The 20,218-nt window shown below is 67.6% G+C and carries 19 protein-coding genes and 2 pseudogenes; 11 read left to right on the top strand and 10 right to left on the bottom strand.

Annotated elements, in window-relative coordinates; translation table 11 throughout:
• Positions 1 to 145: 145 nt before the first annotated feature.
• Together IF11_RS37030 and IF11_RS0126980 are read right to left on the bottom strand one after the other, a co-directional pair.
• Positions 146 to 1,894, bottom strand: coding sequence for a globin domain-containing protein (locus IF11_RS37030; protein ID WP_037728705.1), 1,749 nt, complete (start codon positions 1,892 to 1,894; stop codon positions 146 to 148).
• Between the two features lie 340 nt (positions 1,895 to 2,234).
• A complete protein-coding gene (locus IF11_RS0126980) occupies positions 2,235 to 2,873 on the bottom strand; it encodes an HAD family hydrolase (protein ID WP_030354339.1) in 639 nt (212 codons plus the stop codon).
• 76 nt (positions 2,874 to 2,949) lie between these two features.
• On the opposite strand from IF11_RS0126980, the gene IF11_RS0126985 reads away from it, so the two are divergent.
• The 4 genes from IF11_RS0126985 (at position 2,950) to IF11_RS0127000 (ending at position 6,049) form a co-directional block, all read left to right on the top strand.
• Entirely contained in the window at positions 2,950 to 3,492 is a 543-nt protein-coding gene (locus tag IF11_RS0126985; RefSeq protein WP_030354340.1) for a hypothetical protein, read from the top strand.
• A 5-nt stretch (positions 3,493 to 3,497) separates the two neighbouring features.
• Complete coding sequence (locus tag IF11_RS0126990) at positions 3,498 to 4,364, top strand: GNAT family N-acetyltransferase (protein WP_030354341.1); 867 nt, start codon at positions 3,498 to 3,500, stop codon at positions 4,362 to 4,364.
• A 49-nt stretch (positions 4,365 to 4,413) separates the two neighbouring features.
• A complete protein-coding gene (locus IF11_RS0126995; RefSeq protein ID WP_030354342.1) occupies positions 4,414 to 4,866 on the top strand; it encodes a GNAT family N-acetyltransferase in 453 nt (150 codons plus the stop codon).
• A gap of 115 nt (positions 4,867 to 4,981) precedes the next feature.
• Positions 4,982 to 6,049: a restriction endonuclease gene (locus IF11_RS0127000; protein WP_037728685.1), complete on the top strand. Its 1,068-nt coding sequence runs from the start codon at positions 4,982 to 4,984 to the stop codon at positions 6,047 to 6,049.
• Positions 6,050 to 6,164: 115 nt separating this feature from the next.
• Here IF11_RS0127000 and IF11_RS0127005 read toward each other — a convergent pair whose 3' ends face one another.
• Entirely contained in the window at positions 6,165 to 7,556 is a 1,392-nt protein-coding gene (locus IF11_RS0127005) for a serine hydrolase domain-containing protein (RefSeq protein WP_030354344.1), read from the bottom strand.
• Between the two features lie 98 nt (positions 7,557 to 7,654).
• Here IF11_RS0127005 and IF11_RS41055 point away from each other — a divergent pair.
• From IF11_RS41055 to IF11_RS0127020, 3 genes and pseudogenes are all read left to right on the top strand, one after another.
• Positions 7,655 to 8,026 (top strand): annotated as a pseudogene (locus IF11_RS41055) (VOC family protein); the annotation flags it as partial.
• Between the two features lie 41 nt (positions 8,027 to 8,067).
• The gene (locus IF11_RS0127015; protein ID WP_030354346.1) at positions 8,068 to 9,033 is read left to right on the top strand and encodes an aldo/keto reductase; all 966 of its coding nucleotides are present in this window, start codon (positions 8,068 to 8,070) and stop codon (positions 9,031 to 9,033) included.
• A 325-nt stretch (positions 9,034 to 9,358) separates the two neighbouring features.
• A complete protein-coding gene (locus IF11_RS0127020) occupies positions 9,359 to 9,922 on the top strand; it encodes a dihydrofolate reductase family protein (RefSeq protein WP_030354347.1) in 564 nt (187 codons plus the stop codon).
• Between the two features lie 72 nt (positions 9,923 to 9,994).
• Here the strand turns inward: IF11_RS0127020 and IF11_RS42360 are convergent.
• A pseudogene (locus IF11_RS42360) lies at positions 9,995 to 10,321 on the bottom strand (TnsA-like heteromeric transposase endonuclease subunit); the annotation flags it as partial.
• A 231-nt stretch (positions 10,322 to 10,552) separates the two neighbouring features.
• A complete protein-coding gene (gene dnaB, locus IF11_RS0127025; protein ID WP_078490948.1) occupies positions 10,553 to 12,031 on the bottom strand; it encodes a replicative DNA helicase in 1,479 nt (492 codons plus the stop codon).
• A gap of 422 nt (positions 12,032 to 12,453) precedes the next feature.
• On the opposite strand from dnaB, the gene IF11_RS0127030 reads away from it, so the two are divergent.
• Entirely contained in the window at positions 12,454 to 13,791 is a 1,338-nt protein-coding gene (locus IF11_RS0127030; RefSeq protein WP_030354349.1) for an MATE family efflux transporter, read from the top strand.
• A gap of 150 nt (positions 13,792 to 13,941) precedes the next feature.
• On the opposite strand, the gene rplI is transcribed toward IF11_RS0127030, so the two are convergent.
• The 4 genes from rplI to rpsF form a co-directional block, all read right to left on the bottom strand.
• Positions 13,942 to 14,388, bottom strand: coding sequence for a 50S ribosomal protein L9 (gene rplI / locus IF11_RS0127035; protein ID WP_030354350.1), 447 nt, complete (start codon positions 14,386 to 14,388; stop codon positions 13,942 to 13,944).
• 18 nt (positions 14,389 to 14,406) lie between these two features.
• Positions 14,407 to 14,643 (bottom strand): 30S ribosomal protein S18, encoded by a 237-nt coding sequence (rpsR, locus tag IF11_RS0127040; RefSeq protein WP_003967857.1) that lies wholly within the window; start codon positions 14,641 to 14,643, stop codon positions 14,407 to 14,409.
• 43 nt (positions 14,644 to 14,686) lie between these two features.
• Entirely contained in the window at positions 14,687 to 15,280 is a 594-nt protein-coding gene (locus IF11_RS0127045; RefSeq protein ID WP_030354351.1) for a single-stranded DNA-binding protein, read from the bottom strand.
• Positions 15,281 to 15,354: 74 nt separating this feature from the next.
• Positions 15,355 to 15,645: a 30S ribosomal protein S6 gene (gene rpsF, locus IF11_RS0127050; protein ID WP_006604399.1), complete on the bottom strand. Its 291-nt coding sequence runs from the start codon at positions 15,643 to 15,645 to the stop codon at positions 15,355 to 15,357.
• A 270-nt stretch (positions 15,646 to 15,915) separates the two neighbouring features.
• Between rpsF and IF11_RS0127055 the strand changes: the two genes are divergently transcribed.
• From IF11_RS0127055 to IF11_RS0127065, 3 genes are all read left to right on the top strand, one after another.
• Entirely contained in the window at positions 15,916 to 16,230 is a 315-nt protein-coding gene (locus tag IF11_RS0127055; RefSeq protein ID WP_030354352.1) for a hypothetical protein, read from the top strand.
• A gap of 111 nt (positions 16,231 to 16,341) precedes the next feature.
• Positions 16,342 to 17,460 (top strand): lipid II:glycine glycyltransferase FemX, encoded by a 1,119-nt coding sequence (locus tag IF11_RS0127060; protein WP_030354353.1) that lies wholly within the window; start codon positions 16,342 to 16,344, stop codon positions 17,458 to 17,460.
• Between the two features lie 79 nt (positions 17,461 to 17,539).
• Positions 17,540 to 18,571, top strand: a complete 1,032-nt coding sequence (locus tag IF11_RS0127065; RefSeq protein WP_030354354.1) for an alanine racemase — start codon at positions 17,540 to 17,542, stop codon at positions 18,569 to 18,571.
• A 101-nt stretch (positions 18,572 to 18,672) separates the two neighbouring features.
• On the opposite strand, the gene IF11_RS0127070 is transcribed toward IF11_RS0127065, so the two are convergent.
• A complete protein-coding gene (locus tag IF11_RS0127070; protein ID WP_030354355.1) occupies positions 18,673 to 20,163 on the bottom strand; it encodes a glycosyltransferase family 87 protein in 1,491 nt (496 codons plus the stop codon).
• Positions 20,164 to 20,218: the final 55 nt, after the last annotated feature.

Genomic DNA, 20,218 nt, shown 5'->3' on the forward strand with positions numbered 1-20,218 from the left:
TGGGGCGACCCTCCGCCTTGCGATCGCCGCTCGGCATCCGAAGGAGGAATCAAGGCGCCGAGACGGAGAGAGCGCAGCGAACGCAGTGCACCGGACGCCCCCGGGCCCGCCCTTCGGGCGGACGGCGCTACTTTGAAGACAGGCCCTAGCCGATCGCCCCCACAAGCTCTTCCAGGGAGTCGTGCCGGATCCGCTCCAGCGGGATCCCGGCCCCCTTGAGCGCGTCGAGACTGCTGCGGATCATCCCGGGCGGCCCCGACAGGTACGCGTCGTACTCATGCCAGGGACCGTATTCGCGCACCGCCTCCGGAAGCTGCCCCGTAAGCCCCTGGCTGGGCCCCTCGGCGACCACCGGACGCACCGCCAGCCACGGGTGCACGCTCTGGAGCTGCAGCATCGTCTCGATGTCGTACAGATCCTCGTCATGGCGCGCACCGTAGAAGACCTGGACGGGGCGCCGGTGCCCGTGCTCGGCGACATCCTCGACGAGCGCCTTGATCGGCGCTATGCCCGTGCCGCCGCCCAGACAGAGCAGACCGTTGTCCGTGCTGTGGTCGACCGTCATCGAACCGGCCGGCGGGCCGAGACGCAGCACGTCGCCGGGGCGGGCGTGATGGACCAGCGCGTTGGAGACCCAGCCCGCCGGAACCGCCTTCACATGGAAGGACAGCAGACCGTCCGGGCGGGGCGCGGAGGCGAACGAGTAGTGCCGCCAGACCCGCGGCCACCACGGCGTCTCCAGGCTGGTGTACTGGCCTGCCACAAACGGATACGGCTGGTCGGGGCGGACCGTGACAACAGCGATGTCGGACGTGCGGAGATCGTGCGAGACCACCTCGGCCTGCCACCAGGCCGGAGCGTGCAGCTCGTTCTCCGCCGCCGCGTCGATCATGATCTGCGAGATCGTGGTGTACGTCCTGACCCAGGCGCCCTCGGTCTCGTCGTCCCAACTGGACGAGGCGTAACGGGACAGCGCGCCCAGAAGCGCCTCACCGACGGCGGGGTAGTGCGTGGCCTGTGTGCCGTACTTGCGGTGCCCCCGGCCCAGTTGCCGGAGATAGCCCGTCAGGACGGCCGGGGAGTCCATGTGCTCGGCAGCGGTCAGCAGCGCCTTGAGGAGCCGGTCACGCTGGGCGTCCATGGCGACAGGAAACAGGCCGCGCAGATCCGGGTGGCGGACGAAGAGCAGCGAATAGAAGTACGAGGTGACCTGGTCGGAGACCGGAGCGATCTCGGCCAGCGTACGGCGGACCAGGATCGCGTCCGGCGAAGCGTTCGGATCGTCCGCGGGAGCGGAAGGAACGGCGGAAGCGGAGGGCGCGGCAGGGGCCACGGCGGACGGTTGCGGCGCCGGAGCCTCGGGGGGCAGCGCGGCCGATACGGGTGCGGCCGGCTTCGCCGCTCCTGACGCGGCTCCTGGCGCGGCTTCGGAGTCCGGCTCACCGCCGCTGCCGGCCGTCGTGGCGGGATCCGTAGCGGGATCTGCGGCGGCTGCGGCGGGGCCTGTGGCGGGATCCTCGTGGACCGGCGGATGAGGGGCAGGTCCGTCCCCGCCGCGCACCCCCTTGCCACGCGGCCGGAAGGCCTCGGGAACGTCATCCACCGGCCCCGGCTGCCGCCGGGCCGCCGTATCCGTCCGTGCCTCATGCCCTGCGGCGCCCTCGCGCGAGGGCGGAGCGGAACGAGCCGCCCCGGAGCCCACCGGGCGTATGGAGGCAAGCGAGCGACTCGGGACGGGTATTCGCTCCCGGCCCGCCGCCTCCTCAGCGCCGCCCGCGGTCCCGGAGTCCGGCCGGCCCTCGGCCCTCGGCGCTCGACGGGCGGCGAACCAACCGCCTCCTCCGCCGTCTCCAGAAGTGCCGTTGTCGGCCGACGTGGTGGTCGGAGCGTCCATGGTGTGCCTCGCCTCGAACATCTTTCGGTCGGTCTGCGCACTTCCGCTGGCCCGGAATACGCTAGCAATTCCCCGCTCTGACTAGGACTGTTGAGACCTCACGTTAACCTCCCCCGAAGCCCCAATTCGGGCACAAGGTGAAGGAGTGCGACATTGCCCACACCGCCCGCACAGGCAGCATGACAGGCCGGCTCACGACAGGGGACAAAGAGCGCGAAGTCCGGGCATCCACACCGGATTTACCGTTAGGCTCCATCGCTCCTGTGCTCATTCGCCGGATTCCGGCCGCGATTCCCGCGGCACCTCCGGGTCAGAGTATTACTGCCGACGCCGTACCGGTTCACTGGAGGCGCACCAGTTCATAGGCCTCACGCAGATCGCCCCCTGTGTACGTGTGCGTGGCAAGCCCCGACAGATGGTGATCCGCATTCACCGCCACCGCCCGGGGCGCCGCCGCGAAGATCTCCGCGTCCGACATCGAATCACCGTAGGCAACACAGTCGTCCAGGCTCACCCCGAACTCTGCACACAGCCGGTTCGCGATCTTCACCTTGGCAGCCGGGTTCAAAATGCCCGCACGGTCGACCGGCTCGGTGAAAGGCAGCACCGGCCAGCGAGAACCATGAGCGGCATGCACACCCCACTCCAGCAGCCGCGTGACAAAGAAGTCGGGCGACAAGGAGATAACAGCGCAGTAATCCCCCCGCTTCCGGATATCCGCCCAGACCTCACGGATACCCAGCAGCCAGGGCGCGCCCTCGAAAGCCGCCGCCACCTGCACCGTGGCGAGTTCGGCCCACAGCTCCCGGGCCCGCACCGCGAACTCGTCCGGCGCCAGCCCGAGTGACAGGAACTCACGCTCCAACTCCGCGATTTCGGCACCCAGCCCCAGCTGCCGGGAAATCTCCACAGCCGCCGCCGAACCACGGATCAGCGTTCCATCGAGATCGAAGAGATGCAGTCTGCGTACGCTCGCCATGTACGCCGAGGTTAGTACGCGCGGTTACTCCCGCGGGCAGACGCCCCAGACCCCGTCGCCAGGCACCGTGTTTCACGTGAAACAACTCAAGCGGCCCGCGCGCCGGACCCTCCTCGTCACCCATGTCGCCACATCCGTGAGCTGGCTGGGACTCACCCTCGGCCTCCTCACCCTCGGCGTCACCGCCTTCCTCACCAACGACGCCACCACCACACAGGCCGCCTACCGCGCCATGAAGATCCTCGCCGACTGGCTGATCATCCCCATCGCCCTGCTCGCCCTCATCAGCGGAGTGCTGCTCTCACTCGGAACCCCCTGGGGCCTGGCCCGGCACCGCTGGGTATGGACCAAGTTCTGGCTCACCCTGATCACCCTCGCGGCAACCGTCTTCGCCCTGCGGCCGACCATCAACGACGCCGCAGCCGCCGGACTCCCCGACAACAGCCTCGTCGCCGCGCCCACAGTGGCGAGCTGCGCCTATCTCTTCATGACAGCGATCTCCGTACTCAAACCCTGGGGACTCACGCGGCGCGGCCGACGTCTGCGGCGCACAGCCACATCCCATCGGACTACTTCTCGTAAAGCGGTGGACGAACGATCACCGGCTCCGACAGCCTGATCCTTATGCCGACACCGCTCTCCGCACAGCCGATCCGCCGTCTGACCTTGAGCGACCTCAAGTCCTGCGCAGACCTCGCCGAAGACCGCAGCTGGGCACGCGAGGAGCACAAATGGGGCCTGCTGCTCTCGGCGAGCACCGCCTACGGCATCGACGACCCGGCGGGCAAAGGGCTGGCCGCCGTATGCGTCGTCACCTCGTACGGCCCCACGGACCGCCCGGAACTCACCGCCATCGGCATGCTGCTCGTCGCCGGACGGCACGCCCGCCAGGGGCTCGGGCGACGGCTCATGGACCACGCACTGCACGAGGCCGGGAACACCCCCCTCACCCTCTACGCCACCCCGTTCGGACGCCCGCTCTACGAAAAGCTCGGCTTCACCGACATCGGCGAGGCCGAGACTCTCCTCGGACACCTCCGGTCACCGGAACACCCACTGCGGATCACCACCCGGCCCGCCTCCGCCGGCGACCTGCCGGCCCTCGTACGCCTGGACACCGAAGTCCTCGGAGCAGACCGCACCCACCTCATCGCGCGCCTCCCCGCCTTCGCCGACCGGCTCAGAGTCGCGGAGGAAGGCTCCACCCTCATCGGATACGCGGCGGCCTGGCCCACACCGGCCGCCGATGTCATCGGCCCGCTGATCGCCCGGGACACAGAGACAGCGAAAGCGCTGATCTCCGCGCTGGCCACAGGCTCGGACCGCCCCGTACGCACCGTCATCGACCTGCGCCACAAGGAACTACAGAACTGGCTCAAAGACCACGGCCTGAAACCGGTCACCCTCACCACACTCATGGCATACGGCGACCGGGACCTGCCCGGCGACCGGTCCCGGCGGTTCGCACCCCTGAACATGGCGACCGGCTGAGCCTCGCCGTTCGGCCCCCGCGGCCGCCCTCCGGCGTACGCTGCGGATCATGAGCGATCTGAAAATACGGCCCGCCGCCCACGACGACATCCCCGCCATCGTGGCGATGCTCGCGGACGACCCCCTGGGCGCCCAGCGCGAGTCCCCCGACGACCTCACCCCGTACACCGAGGCCTACGAACGACTCGCCCGCGACCCGAACCAACACGTGGTGGTGGCCGAACGCGACGGCCGGGTCATCGGCACGCTCCAGCTCACGATCATCCCCGGACTCTCCCGGCGCGGCGCCACCCGCTCCATCATCGAAGCCGTACGCGTCCACGCCGACGAGCGCGGCAGCGGACTCGGCACCCGCTTCATCGAGTGGGCGGTCGACGAATCGCGCCGCCAGGGCTGTCAGTTGGTCCAGCTGACCTCCGACGCCAGCCGCACCGACGCCCACCGCTTCTACGAGCGGCTCGGCTTCACCGCCTCACATGTCGGTTTCAAGATGAGTATCTGAAAACCGCACCCTTATCCGTTTTGGCTCGTTGCCTCCGGCAAGGGGCCGGACGTGCGTCCGGATCCCGTCCCCCAACTCGAACAGGCCCCACCCGGCCCGGGAGGAGACGGACCACATGCTCAACGAGATAGCTCTGATCGAGTCCAGAGCACTGCGCGCAAGCGTCGCGGAACGCGATGACGTCCTCGACAAGGTCAAACAACTGACCCTGTCACCGGACGGCCTCCACGCCACCACGAAGGACGTCGCCGCCTACTTCGAAGTCGGCGAAACCGTCATCTGGGCCGTGATCCACGATCACCGTGCCGAACTCACATCCAACGGATACCGCGTCCTCGAAGGCGAGCAACTGACTTGCTTCAAGCAAGTCTGTGGGATCTCCTCCCGCAGCCGCTCCATCGGAGTCTTCTCCCGGCGAGCCGTTCTGAACACCGCCATGCTGCTCCGCGACAGCATCGTCGCACGTCAGGTGCGCACCTACCTACTCAACGCCGAAGCAAAGCACCACGCCGTTCCTGTGGATAACCTTTTCCACAGGCTTACCGAGTGGGTCGACGAGCGCATCGCGGAGGCCGTCGCCCGGGAGATGGCCACCCGCACCGAGACGGACATGGCACGCGCGGATATGACGCGTATCGCCGAGGAAACGGTCCGTACCGCGATCGACCGGACCATCGTCCCGGTTCTCAATATCGCGGTCCGCAACGACGGCGAGCAGCGCGCCCGCATCGAAGCACTCGATGACGAAGTGACCCGCCTCAAACGCATCCTGTGTGAACGCGAGGCAGCCGGCTCCATGAACGCACTCGACGCCATGAACCCGCATCAGTTCGAACAGCACATCGCATGGCTCTGCCGGCGGGACGGCTGCGACCAGGTCACGGTGACCGGCGGACATGGCGACACCGGCGCGGACATCCTGGCCTACGCCCCCGATGGACGCCGCCTGGTCGTCCAGTGCAAGGCACGTACACCCGCCGCGACCATCACCAGCGGTGACGTACAGCAGTTCATCGGGATGGCCAAGCTGGACTACAAGGCCGACATCGCGCTGCTCGTCGCCACCTGCCCCTTCACCCGCGACGCCCTCCTGCTCGCCGCGCGGCACGATATGACAGCGGTCCACCGCGGCCTGCTGGAAGCCTGGAACAACGGGGCAAAGCTCCACGTGCTCCAGGGGTAGTCCGCCTGCGCGTACGGGACCGAAGCCGCAATCCACGCTTGCGGCTTCGGAGCCGCGCAGGCGCTACCGCCAACAGACCAGTGTGACCGGTTTCACGTGAAACATCACGGTCGCTCTACTCCTTGATATCCCCGAGGCCGCGCCAGCCCTTCGAGTCCACACCCCCGGGAACCGCGTCGTCCGGCCCGTACGGCTCGCGCGTAAAGACGAACGACCCGACGTCGAGATGGCTCACCGAGCCGTCAGGGCGACGCACCACCCGCAGGGTCTCCCCCGCGTAGTAGCCATCGAGCCCTCTCCAGTCGCCATCGGGCTGCACCACGAAGCGCGAACCACGCCCGCCGCCTCGTAGCGGGCCAAGTTCCAGGCCCCGGTCCGACAACCACTTCAGCCCGAAGGGACTCGTACCCCAGTACCACGGCCCGGTGAGATCCAGCAGATCCCGGTCGGCCTCGGGCAGCGGACGCCACGGTTCGGGGATCCGCGGCTCCGCGTCCGCCACAATGCCGATGAGATCAGCGGCGATCGCCCCGGCATACGGCCCCGAGGTGACATTGGCCAGCACCACCGCGGCCACGTCGTCCTCCACACTGACCCACAGACCGGCGACAAAGCCGGGCAGCGAACCCGTATGGCCCACCAGCGTCCGGTCCCCCCACCGCACAAGCTGCGTCCCGAGCCCATAGCCGTCGTTCCACTGCCCGGCCTCGGGCGGCACGGCCGGTGTCCGCAGCTCCCGCACAGAAGCCTCGCTCAAGACCTTCTCGTCCCCCTCCGAGAGGAAGACCGCGAAGCGGCAGAGATCGGCGGCCGTCGACCAGAGCTGACCAGCGGGGGCCATCAGCCCCAGATCCTCCGTCGGCTCGGGCAGCATCACATCGGCCCAGGGATGCACGGCCCAGCCACCCGCGTGCGGAGCCACCGGCCGCGCGGACGTACGGTCCATGGACAACGGCTCAAGGACCTCACGCCGCAGCACTTCCTCCCAGGACGCTCCACGCACCGCCTCGACCAGCGAACCGAGCAGCGTGAAGCCCGGGTTCGAGTAGTGGTGGCGCCGCCCCGCAGGATGCAGCACGGGCCGCTCACCGAGGACGTCCGCGAGCTCCGGCCGAAGCGAACCCGGAGTCCGCTCCCACCAGGGCGGCGGAGTCTCCGCGCTCAATCCCGCGCTATGGCCGAGGAGCTGAGCGACCGTGACCTCGCCCACCCCGGTCCCCGGAAGATGCTTCTCCAGCGGGTCATTCAGATCAAGCAGCCCCTCATCACGCAGCCGCAGCACCAGCACGGCGGTGAACGTCTTGGTGATCGACCCGATGCGGTACTGCGTATCCGCGTCCGGAGCATGCCCCTCCACACAACTACGGGCTCCCGTCCACACCATCCGCCCCTCCCGCGCCACCGCGCCGACCAGCGACGGGGCACGTCCCTCGGCCTGAGCTCGGGCGATGCGATGCAACAGGGCTCGTCGCGTACTGGGCAGCAACTGTTCAGGAGATGAGGTCATGCTCCACATCTACCGGCGAGAACCCGCCCGGTCGACTCCATTTCGCACCACGGCCTCACACCCTGGACAGAAACGGCCGGAATGATCAGAGTGACCGCATGACATCCCTGGTGCGCCACATCACCATCGACTGCGCGGACACCTACGCCCTGGGCAACTTCTGGGCCAAGGTCCTCGGCGCTTCCCTGGCGGACGACGACAAGCCCGGCGATCCGGAAGCACTGCTCGCGTCAGAGGGCGCCACGCTGCTCTTCATCGAGGTGCCCGAGGCCAAGGCAACCAAGAACAGAGTCCACTTGGACCTCCAGCCCCAGGACCGCACCCGCGACGAAGAGGTGGACCGCCTCCTCGCCCTCGGCGCCACCCTCGTGGGCGACCACCGCCGCCCCGACGGCGCGGGCTGGGTCACCCTCGCGGACCCGGAAGGCAATGAATTCTGCGTGGAACGCAGCGCCGCCGAACGAGCGTCCTGAGCCAACCATCCCGACCAACCATGACGTGGAGGAGAACTGTGCGCTACCGCGAGCTGGGACGCAGTGGACTGTCGGTGTCCGAGATCGGCTACGGCGCCTGGGGCATCGGCGAGTCCGGCTGGGTGGGCGCCACGGAGGACGAGTCCCTACGCGCACTGCACCGCGCCATCGACCGGGGCGTGAACTTCATCGACACCGCCCGCGGCTACGGCGAGAGCGAGCGGATCGTGGGCCAGGTGGTCCGCGAACGGGCCGGTGACCAGGTGTACGTGGCGACCAAGGTGCCCCCGAAGAACGGCATCTGGCCCGCCCCCGACGGGCTGGACCCCGCGGACACATTCCCCGGCGCGCATATCCGCGACAGCCTGGAGACCAGCCTGCGCGTCAGCGGCCTGGACCACTTCGACGTGCTCCAGTTCCACGTCTGGAGCGACGAGTGGGTCGGCCGCGGCGACTGGCTGGAGACCATCGCCGAACTGAAGCAGCAGGGGAAGATCCGCCTGTTCGGCGTATCCATCAACGACCACCAGCCCGACAACGCCCTCGCCCTGGTCCGCAGCGGCGTGGTGGACACCGTGCAGGTCATCTACAACATCTTCGACCAGGCCCCGGCCGACGCCCTGCTCCCCGCCTGCCAGGAACACGGAGTCGGCGTGATCGTCCGGGTGGCCCTCGACGAAGGAGGCCTGACGGGGCGCATCACGGCCGGAACCACCTTCCCCGAAGGCGACTTCCGCAGCCGCTACTTCCGCGACGGCCGTCCCGCCCAGGTCGAGCAGCATGTCAACGCCATCACCGCCGAACTGGGCATCGCCCCCGACGAGATCGCGGAAACCGCACTGCGGTACGTGCTCAGCGCACCGGCCGTCTCCACCGTCATCCCCGGCATGCGCACCGTACGGAACGTGGAACGCAACACCGCCGTGAGCGACGGCCACCTGCTGACCGACGGCCGGCTCACCCTGCTCGCCAAACACCGCTGGCAGCGCAACTTCTACGCCTGACCCGCAGCCGGCACGACCCCGGCCGGATGGGCCGCACAGGGTGGGAACGCGAAACGCGAACCTCCCCGAGCCCCCTCCGGCCGGCCTGTAGGGTCTCGCCGCCGATCACATGTCGATCTTCTGTGACCTGCTGGTTCTCTGTTGTCTCACCGCGATGTCACCCAAGATCAGTCTCAGATCGATGCCATTTCCTCGGCGGAACGATGAGTCTGCGGCTGAGCCACCGAGCACGAGGACTACATGCGAGCTCAGATCGCGTACCGATGAGTTTCCCGCGCCGCGCCGGTCTGTACGCGTGAGACCGACTCACGGAAGGCTGGGCCCCATGCGGAAATTGATCTACGGCATGAACCTGACCCTGGACGGCTACATCGCCGCGCCCGGCGACGACATCGGCTGGAGCGTGCCGAGCGACGAGCTGTTCCAGTTCTGGTCCGACCAGTTGCAGGCGACCGAACTGTCGCTGTACGGGCGCAAGCTGTGGCAGACGATGAGCTCCTACTGGCCGACCGGCGACCAGCAGCCCAACGCCACCCCGGCGGAGATCGAGTTCGCGCGCCGCTGGCGGGACATGTCGAAGGTGGTGTTCTCCTCGACGATCGACGAGGTCGACTGGAACACCCGCCTGGTCACCGGCGACGCGGTCGCCGAGATCACCCGGCTCAAGGCCGAGGACGGCGGCCCGATGGACATCGGCGGCGCGACGCTCGCCGGGGCGGCCATGCGGGCCGGGCTGATTGACGAGTACGTGCTGGCCACCGCGCCGGTCCTGGTGAGCGGCGGCACGCCGTTCTTCACCGCGCTGGACAGCTGGGTGAACCTGAACCTGGTGGAGACGCGGACGCTTCCCTGCGGCGTGATCCTGACCAGGTACGAGACGAGGCGCTGAGCGCCCGTCACGCGACTCGACCGCCTGCCGGGTCCACGCGAACGTGAACGCCACCACTGGGGTGGACAGCCGGCAGTGCGGCTTCACATCCACCACTACCGGACCCTGCTCAGTGGACAAGATGCAATCCGGGATGTGCTTGCGGGCCTGCCCCTCCACAACGGCCTTCAGCAGGAAAGGCTGGGCCACGATGCCGCGTACGGACGGATCGAAGTCGGCAAAGAGCAACCGCGACAGTTCCAAGCGCGACTCGTAGATCACGTGGTCGCGCATCGTCGCTGACCAGTAGATACCCGAGTAGTGCTTCTGGCCCCCAACGGAACGTCCGCCACGGACAAGCCGACTGCAGAAGGTCGACAGGTGCCGTACCCCAGTCCCGGTCCTCCACAAGAGCACCACGCTGCTGACGGATACTCACCGTCGCCGTGACACTGTCCATCGCATACCCCCGCCCCACGGGCAACGACCCGTACAGCCAAGGGTGTCAGCCAGGCACTGACGGGCGGAGCGGGCCGCCCGAAAGGGTGAGAACCCCGACCAGCGAGTCTCACGAAGACGGCATAAGTGCCGCCGATGTGCCATCGGAGATGAGACTGTGCCGCGAAATCTGAGGCCCTACACGGCCCGGGCTCAGGTCTGGGCCATGTCCACGAAGCGTGAGTAGTGGCCCTGGAACGCCACCGTGATCGTCGCCGTCGGACCATTACGGTGCTTGGCCACGATGAGGTCGGCCTCGCCCGCGCGCGGCGACTCCTTCTCGTACGCGTCCTCGCGGTGCAGCAGGATCACCATGTCCGCGTCCTGCTCGATCGAACCCGACTCACGCAGGTCGGAGACCATCGGCTTCTTGTCCGTACGCTGCTCCGGACCACGGTTCAGCTGCGACAGCGCGATGACCGGCAGTTCCAGCTCCTTGGCCAGCAGCTTCAGGTTTCGCGACATGTCCGAGACCTCCTGCTGACGGCTCTCGGCCCGCTTCGAACCACCCGACTGCATCAGCTGCAGATAGTCGATGATCACCAGCTTCAGCTCGTTGCGCTGCTTCAGCCGCCGGCACTTCGCCCGGATCTCCATCATCGAGAGGTTCGGCGAATCATCGATATAGAGCGGAGCCTGCGAGACATCCGGCATACGACGGGCCAGCCGGGTCCAGTCCTCGTCCGTCATCGTGCCCGATCGCATATGGTGCAGCGCCACCCGCGCCTCCGCCGACAGCAGACGCATCGCGATCTCATTGCGCCCCATTTCGAGCGAGAAAATCACACTCGGCAGATTGTTCTTGATCGACGCGGCCCGCGCGAAATCCAGAGCGAGCGTGGACTTACCCATGGCGGGACGGGCCGCGATGACGATCATCTGGCCGGGGTGCAGCCCGTTCGTGAGGGAGTCGAAGTCCGTGAAGCCCGTCGGCACACCGGTCATCTCACCGCTGCGCGAACCGATCGCCTCGATCTCGTCAAGCGCGCCCTCCATGATGTCGCCGAGCGGCAGATAGTCCTCACTGGTCCGCTGCTCGGTGACGGCGTAGATCTCGGCCTGGGCGGAGTTGACGATCTCGTCCACATCGCCGTCGGCCGCGTATCCCATCTGCGTGATCTTCGTGCCGGCCTCGACAAGCCGCCGCAGCACCGCCCGCTCATGGACGATCTCCGCGTAATACGAGGCATTGGCCGCCGTGGGCACCGACTGGACCAGCGTGTGCAGATACGACGGCCCGCCGACGCGGGTGATCTCACCCCGCTTGGTCAGCTCGGCCGCCACCGTGATCGGGTCGGCCGGCTCCCCCTTCGCGTAGAGGTCGAGGATCGCCTGGAATACCGTCTCGTGCGCGGGGCGGTAGAAATCATGCCCCTTGATGATCTCCACCACGTCGGCGATGGCGTCCTTGGACAGCAGCATGCCGCCGAGAACCGACTGTTCGGCATCGAGGTCCTGCGGCGGCACCCGCTCGAACCCGGGAGACCCGCCGTCCCAGGCATCGCTGTCCCGGCCGCGCTCGTGCTGCTCCTCGCGGCCCCGGCCCTCGCCACGGCGCTGCCGGGAGACAGGCAGACGGTCACTGGGACCGGCGTCGGTCCAGGGGTCGTCCAATGGCTCGGGAATGCTCACCGGCCACCTCCTCACGTCCGCTCAGCGGACCTCGCCGTGCCACTCTTTCTACGGCACGACACTGACAAAACGAGAGGCCTGACTCCGGTTCCGGCGCGTCGGACGCCGGTCCACGGTAGGCCCGCGGGCACCGTCAGCCAATCTGGTTATCCACAGGCCATGTGGACGACCGATCAGATGCTGTGGAGAACCCCGGAGAACCTGTGCACGGACCGGGGGACAGCACTGTGGACAAACTCATATCGACCCCGCCGCACCCTTCCTGAGCTGGGCTTTTTCCGTCCACCGGCTGTGGGGGAGAAAAACTTTCCCGACTGGACCAAGATCACAACAAACGGCACACAGCCGAGCCCTCACCAGGCGGCACGGTAAGGACCCCTGACGCATTGCATCACTTACCTGTGGAAGATTAGATTGAGCGCATGACAAAGGCTCCCGCGATATCCAGGACAGGCCCCCGACGGCACGATCGCGAGATCGTCGCCCTCGCCGTTCCCGCCTTCGGCGCCCTCGTCGCCGAGCCGCTCTTCGTGATGGTGGACAGCGCGATCGTCGGCCATCTCGGCACCCCCCAACTCGCCGGACTGGCGATCGCGGCGGCCCTGCTGACGACCGCGGTGAGCATCTTCGTCTTTCTCGCCTACGCCACCACCGCGGCCGTGGCCCGGCGCGTGGGCGCGGGCGATCTCCAGGCCGCCATACGTCAGGGCATGGACGGCATCTGGCTCGCGCTTCTGCTCGGCGCGGCGGTTATCGCCGTCACCCTGCCCGCCGCGCCGTGGCTTGTCGGTCTGTTCGGGGCGTCGGACACCGCTGCCCCGTACGCGGTCACCTATCTGCGGATCTCCAGTCTCGGTATCCCCGCCATGCTGGTGGTGCTGGCCGCCACGGGTGTGCTGCGCGGGCTCCAGGACACCCGGACGCCGCTGTATGTCGCCATCGGCGGGTTCGGGGCCAACGCGGCGCTCAATGTCGTGCTCGTCTACGGCGCCGGTCTCGGGATCGCCGGTTCAGCCTGGGGGACGGTGCTGGCTCAGTGCGCCATGGCGGCCGTCTATCTGGTGGTAGTGGTTCGGGGAGCGCGACGGCATGGTGCGTCGCTGCGTCCCGACGCGGCGGGGATACGGGCGAGTGCCCAGGCCGGCGTACCGCTGTTGGTTCGTACGCTGTCGCTGCGCGCGGTTCTGATGATCGCCACCGCGGTAGCCGCGCGTCTGGGTGACGCGGATGTCGCGGCCCATCAGATCATTCTGTCGTTGTGGAGCCTGATGGCTTTCGCGCTCGATGCGATCGCCATCGCGGGGCAGGCGATCATTGGCCGCTATCTGGGGGCGGGTGACACTCAGGGCGCGCGGGAGGCCTGTCGGCGCATGGTGCAGTGGGGGGTCGCGGCGGGTGTGGTGCTCGGCGTTCTGATCGTCGCGGCACGTCCGCTGTTCATTCCTCTGTTCACCGGTGATCAGGTGGTGCGGGACACGCTGCTGCCGGCTCTGCTGGTGGTGGCCGTTACCCAGCCGATCTCGGGGATCGTCTTCGTGCTGGACGGTGTGCTGATGGGCGCCGGGGACGGGCCGTATCTGGCGGGAGCGATGCTGGTGACGCTGGCGGTCTTCGCCCCGGTCGCTCTGCTCGTGCCTGCCTGGGGCGGTGGTCTGACGGCTCTGTGGTGGACGATGGGGCTGATGATGGGCGTCCGGATGCTGACGCTCTGGCTGCGTACTCGGTCGGGTCGCTGGCTGGTCACGGGCGCCACTCGCTGACGGAAGCGCGCATGCCATGTTTCACGTGAAACATGAAACGTGAAACACGGACCGTCCCGAGCGGTCTCAGGAAGGGCGAGAGGGCCGCACCCCCTGGGGGATGCGGCCCTCTCCATGTACTGCTGAGCGCTGTACTGCTGAGCGCTGTGCTCAGGCGGCGATGACCTCGACGCCGAGCTTCGCGGCGACCTCGGGGTGCAGCCGGACAGACACCTGGTGCGAGCCCAGGGTCTTGATCGGCGAACCGAGCTCGATGCGGCGCTTGTCGACCTCCGGGCCACCGGCGGACTTGATCGCCGAGGCGAGGTCGGCCGGGGTGACGGAGCCGAAGAGGCGGCCGGCGTCACCGGAGCGAACGGCCAGACGCACCTTCACGCCTTCGAGGCGGGCCTTGATCTCGTTGGCCTGCTCGATGGTGGCGATCTCGTGGATCTTGCGGGCGCGGCGGATCTGCGCCACGTCCTTCTCGCCGCCCTTGGTCCAGCGGATCGCGAAACCGCGCGGGACCAGGTAGTTGCGAGCGTAGCCGTCCTTGACGTCGACGACGTCGCCGGCGGCACCGAGGCCTGAGACCTCGTGGGTGAGGATGATCTTCATGATTCGGTCACCCTTCCCTTATCGCGCGGTGGACGTGTAGGGCAGCAGCGCCATCTCACGGCTGTTCTTGACTGCCGTGGCGACGTCACGCTGGTGCTGCGTGCAGTTGCCGGTGACGCGGCGGGCACGGATCTTGCCGCGGTCGGAAATGAACTTCCGCAGCATGTTCGTGTCCTTGTAGTCCACGTACTGGGTCTTGTCCTTGCAGAATGCGCAGACCTTCTTCTTAGGCTTGCGCACAGGCGGCTTCGCCATGGTGTTTCTCCTGTGTGATCAAGAAGTGGGGTACGAGCCCGCCCTAGAAGGGCGGCTCGTCCGAGTAGCCGCCGCCGGAGCTTCCGCCCCAGCCGCCTCCATTGCCCCCGCCGCTCTGCGGCTGCTGCTGGCTGCCGCCGGCCGGCGCGCTGGTGGCCCACGGGTCGTCGGCGGGTGCTCCGCCGCCGCCCTGCTGGCCACCACCACCGGGGCCGCCGCCCCAGTTCCCGCCGCCCTGCTGGCCGCCGCCGTAGCCGCCCTGGCCACCGCGGCCGGTGGTCTTGGTGACCTTGGCCGTGGCGTTCTTGAGACTGGGGCCGACTTCCTCGACGTCCAGCTCGTAGACCGTGCGCTTGACGCCCTCGCGGTCCTCGTAGGACCGCTGCTTCAGCCGGCCCTGCACGACAACGCGCATGCCTCGCTGGAGCGACTCGGCGACGTTCTCCGCCGCCTGACGCCAGACCGAGCAGGTCAGGAAGAGGCTTTCGCCGTCCTTCCACTCATTGGTCTGGCGGTCGAAGGTGCGGGGAGTGGACGCGACGCGGAACTTCGCGACCGCCGCACCGGACGGGGTGAAGCGCAGCTCGGGGTCGTCGACGAGATTGCCGACGACCGTGATGACGGTCTCGCCTGCCATGGGTGAACCTCTCGGCGGGGATTGCTTCTGGCTGCTTGCTGCTGCTCGGACCCGATGACCTCTGAGCTAGGAGCTCAGTGGGTCTCGGGACGGAGGACCTTGGTCCGGAGGACCGACTCGTTCAGGTTCATCTGTCGGTCGAGCTCCTTGACGACTGCGGGCTCGGCCTGCAGGTCGATGACCGAGTAGATGCCCTCGGGCTTCTTCTTGATCTCGTAAGAGAGACGACGACGGCCCCAGGTGTCGACCTTCTCGACCTTTCCGTTGCCCTCGCGGACGACGGAGAGGAAGTTCTCGATCAGCGGGGAGACAGCGCGCTCCTCGAGATCGGGGTCGAGGATGACCATCACCTCGTAGTGACGCATGTGGAACCCACCTCCTTTGGACTCAGCGGCCACGGTCGTTCCGTGGCAGGAGGGTCGTGATGCGTAAGCAACGGTATCGGCCGCCACTGACAATCCGGCTCGCCGGGCGAGCGGATCGTTCTGGCGTGGGCAGACACCGGTGCAGACCGTACAGACTACTCACAGACCGGCTTCCGGTTGAAATCCGGCCGCCTGCGGACGCAATCTGTACACATCGGGTGTGCGCGGCGCTACGATGCGCCGCCTTCCGGCAAGGCCAGGAGGTGCCAGATGGCACAGGCAATGCGACCGAACTCCGCCACTTCTCTGTTCTCCACGGACGGCAAGCGTCATCCGCTCCAGGACACCCTGGTCGCGGTGACGCTGACGCTGGGCGTTCTCGCCTTCGTCTCGGCTTTCTTCCACAATCTGCATCTGCTCAGTTCGTGGGCGGGGCTGGTGGGGGTCCTGACGGGCGCGTACGGGCAGTTCATCTCCGTGACGACGCGTGAACGGTTCCTGATCATCATCGGGCTCGGCGCCTCGGCGGTCGGGTTCTTCCTCGGAATGGCGCATGGCGGACTGTTCGGTGGGGTCGTCGGATAGCCGGACGCTCCGCCCACAGCCAGACGGGGCGCTCCATCGGCGCAGTAGGCTTCGGCGCGAGAGCCGGAGCCCCTGTATCGATGGGGACACACCTGCCGAGGAGCGCCCCGCATGAGCCTGACCCTGAGGACCATCAGTCGAGAGCAGCATCTGGCGTATATCCAGAGTCTGCCGGCGGCGAGTCATTGCCAGGTCCCGGCGTGGGCTGACGTCAAGACGGAGTGGCGCTCGGAGAATCTGGGCTGGTTCGACAAGAACGACCAGTTGGTCGGTGCGGGGCTGGTGCTCTACCGTCAGTTGCCGAAGATCAAGCGTTATCTGGCGTATCTGCCCGAGGGGCCGGTGCTGAACTGGTACGCCCCGAATCTGGACGAGTGGCTGCAGCCGATGCTGGCGCATCTGAAGCATCAGGGTGCCTTCTCGGTGAAGATGGGCCCGCCGGTGGTGATCCGCCGGTGGAACGCGGGTGCGATCAAGTCGGGTATCCAGGATCCGGATGTGAAGCGGCTGCGTGATGTCGAGGCGACGCATATCGAGCCGCGTGCGTTCGAGGTGTCCGACCGGCTGCGCAAGATGGGCTGGCAGCAGGGGGAGGACGGCGGCGCGGGCTTCGGTGATGTGCAGCCGCGTTATGTCTTCCAGGTGCCGTTGGCGAACCGGTCGCTGGATGATGTCCTCAAGGGCTTCAACCAGTTGTGGCGGCGCAATATCAAGAAGGCCGAGAAGGCCGGCGTCGATGTGGTGCAGGGCAGCTACGAGGATCTCGGTGAGTGGCAGCGGCTGTACGAGATCACGGCTGAGCGGGATCATTTCCGGCCGCGCCCGTTGTCGTACTTCCAGCGCATGTGGACGGTGCTGAACAACGAGGACCCGAACCGTATGCGGCTGTATTTCGCCCGGCACGAGGGTGAGAATGTCGCGGCGGCGACGATGCTGATCGTCGGTGGTCATGTCTGGTACTCGTACGGTGCGTCGGCCAATCACAAGCGTGAGGTCCGGCCGTCGAACGCGATGCAGTGGCGGATGCTGCGTGACGCGTACGCGATGGGTGCGACGGTCTATGACCTGCGCGGGATCTCCGACTCGCTCGATGAGTCCGATCATCTCTTCGGTCTGATCCAGTTCAAGGTGGGTACTGGCGGCGAGGCCGTCGAGTACATCGGTGAGTGGGACTTCCCGCTCAACAAGCTGCTGCACAAGGCGCTTGACATCTATATGTCGCGCCGCTGACCGCGGCTGTTCTTTTCCTTCTCCCTCGTTCATCCATCTCTTCGATTCACGGCAGCCGAGAGAAAGGTTCCGGACCGGCATGGCGCTCTCCCTCTACGTCGACACCGCGCGCTGGCGGGCGCACCAGAAGTCGGTCATCGAGCAGTTCCCGGGGGTTGTCCCGGTCTGCAAGGGCAATGGCTATGGCTTCGGTCATGAGCGTCTCGCCGATGAGACCACGCGTTTCGGTTCCGACATGCTGGCTGTCGGGACCATCTACGAGGCAGCGAGGATCAAGGACTGGTTCAGTGGTGACCTGCTGGTTCTGACGCCGTTCCGGCGGGGTGAGGAGCCGGTGCCGCTGCCCGATCGGGTGGTGCGTTCGGTCTCGTCCGTCGATGGTGTCTTCGCGCTGGTGGGCGCTCGTGTGGTCATCGAGTGCATGAGTTCGATGAAGCGCCATGGCGTGAAGGAGGAGGAGCTCGGCCAGTTGCACGCGGCTATAGAGGATGTGCGGCTGGAGGGCTTCGCCCTGCATCTTCCGCTGGACCGTACGGACGGTTCCGACGCGGTGGAGGAGGTCATCGCGTGGATGGACCGGCTGCGTGCGGCGCGGCTTCCGCTGCACTCGATGTTCGTGAGTCATTTGCGCTCCACGGAGCTGGCCAGGTTGCAGCAGCAGTTCCCGCAGACCCGCTTCCGGGCCCGTATCGGTACGCGGCTGTGGCTGGGTGATCATGACGCGACCGAGTACCGGGGCTCTGTTCTGGATGTCACCCGTGTCTCCAAGGGGGACCGGTTCGGCTATCGCCAGCAGAAGGTCGCTTCCGACGGCTGGCTGGTGGTGGTCGCCGGGGGTACGTCTCATGGGGTGGGTCTGGAGGCTCCGAAGGCGCTGCACGGGGTGATGCCGCGTGCGAAGGGTGTCGCGCGGGCGGGTTTGGCCACGGTGAACCGCAATCTGTCGCCGTTCGTCTGGGACGGTAAGCAGCGCTGGTTCGCGGAGCCGCCGCATATGCAGGTGTCGATCCTGTTCGTGCCGTCGGACGCGCAGGAGCCCAAGGTCGGGGATGAGCTGGTGGCGCATCTGCGGCACACGACGACGCAGTTCGACCGTCTCGTCGACCGCTGAGCGGGACGTCACCCGAAAGGCCGCAGAGCGCTCCTGGAGCGCTCTGCGGCCTTTTTGATGCGGAGCGGGACCCCCGGGCGGTGTCGCGGGCCCGGGGCCGCTCAGGCGGCTCCTGGCGGCCGTACTCCCCATTCGACCCGGGGCGCCCCCACCGACTGGGTGACGTGCTGTGTGGGCCGGGCCGCTCCGCCGAGTACGAATCTGTCCTCCGCGCGGTCCAGTACGCCGCCGGACGGGTCGTCGGAGCCGTCGGTGCGTACGCCGTCCTTCTCGGGCATCAGGATGTCGCGTACGACCAGCGCGCAGAGGTACAGCGTGCCCAGCAGATGCAGGGCGATGGCGAGCTGGTAGCCCTCGGTGGGCAGTCCTTTGTGGGCGTCGCCGCTTGTCGTGTAGGCGAGGTACATCCAGATGCCGAGGTAGTACATGACCTCGCAGGCCTGCCAGATCAGGAAGTCGCGCCAGCGCGGCCGGGCGAGGGCCGCCAGCGGGACGAGCCACAGGACGTACTGCGGTGAGTAGACCTTGTTGGTGAGGATGAAGGCGGCGACGACGAGGAAGGCGAGCTGGGCGAAGCGCGGCCGGCGCGGGGCTGTCAGGGCGAGCGTCGCGATGCCCGCGCACGCCAGGAGCATCAGCAGCATCGCCCAGTTGTTGACCGTGCCGACGTCCAGGGACTCGCCCGTGCGCTGGGTGATGATCAGCCAGAAGGAGCCGAAGTCGACCTGGCGTTCCTGGCTGAAGGTGTAGAACTTCTTCCATCCTTCGGGTGCGAGCACCATGACCGGCAGATTCACCGCCAGCCATGCGGCGGCCGTGCCCAGGACCGCCGTTCCGTACTCGCGGAATCTCCCGGCGCGCCAGCACAGCAGGAGCAGCGGTCCCAGGAGCAGCACGGGGTAGAGCTTGGCGGCGGTGGCGAGGCCGATGAGGATGCCGAAGGCCAGGGCGCGGCCGCGTGACCACATCAGCATCGCGGCGGCGGTGAGCGCCACGGCCAGCAGGTCCCAGTTGATGGTGGCGGTGAGTGCGAAGGCGGGCGCGAGGGCGACGAGCAGGGCGTCCCAGGGGCGGCGGCGGTGGGTGCGGGCGACGCAGACCGCGATGACCGCGGCGCAGATCATCAGCATTCCCGCGTTGACCATCCAGTACATCTGTTCGCGGTACTGGAGGGAGCCGCCCGGTGTGAGCCAGGAGGCGACTTCCATGAAGAGGCCGGTCAGTACGGGGTACTCCAGATACTCCATGTCGCCGTTGAGGCGGTCGAAGTACGGCACGAGGTTGTCGGCGAAGCCGCGCCCCAGGTAGAGGTGCGGGATGTCCGAGTAGCAGGCGTGGGTGTACTGGGAGCTGGCGCCGCGGAACCAGGCCCAGTCGTAGCAGGGCATCTTCTGCGCCATGCCCAGCGCAAACATGCCGATCGCCACGAGTGCGACGACGCGTACGGGGGTGAGCCTGCTGCTGCCGAGCCAGGCCCAGCGCCCGATGGGGCCGCCGATCAGCTCGCTGCCGGCCGCGGCGATCTCGTCACGCCGCGTGGGCGGCACGTCCGGCCGGTCCTGGTCCACGGATGTCTCTTCTGCGCTGGGCATGGCGCCCATCCTGCCGTACGCCGCCGGGAACACGGCGAGGGCCGCCGCGCCGTAC

The organism is Streptomyces scopuliridis RB72, from assembly GCF_000718095.1.
GTDB lineage: Bacteria > Actinomycetota > Actinomycetes > Streptomycetales > Streptomycetaceae > Streptomyces > Streptomyces scopuliridis.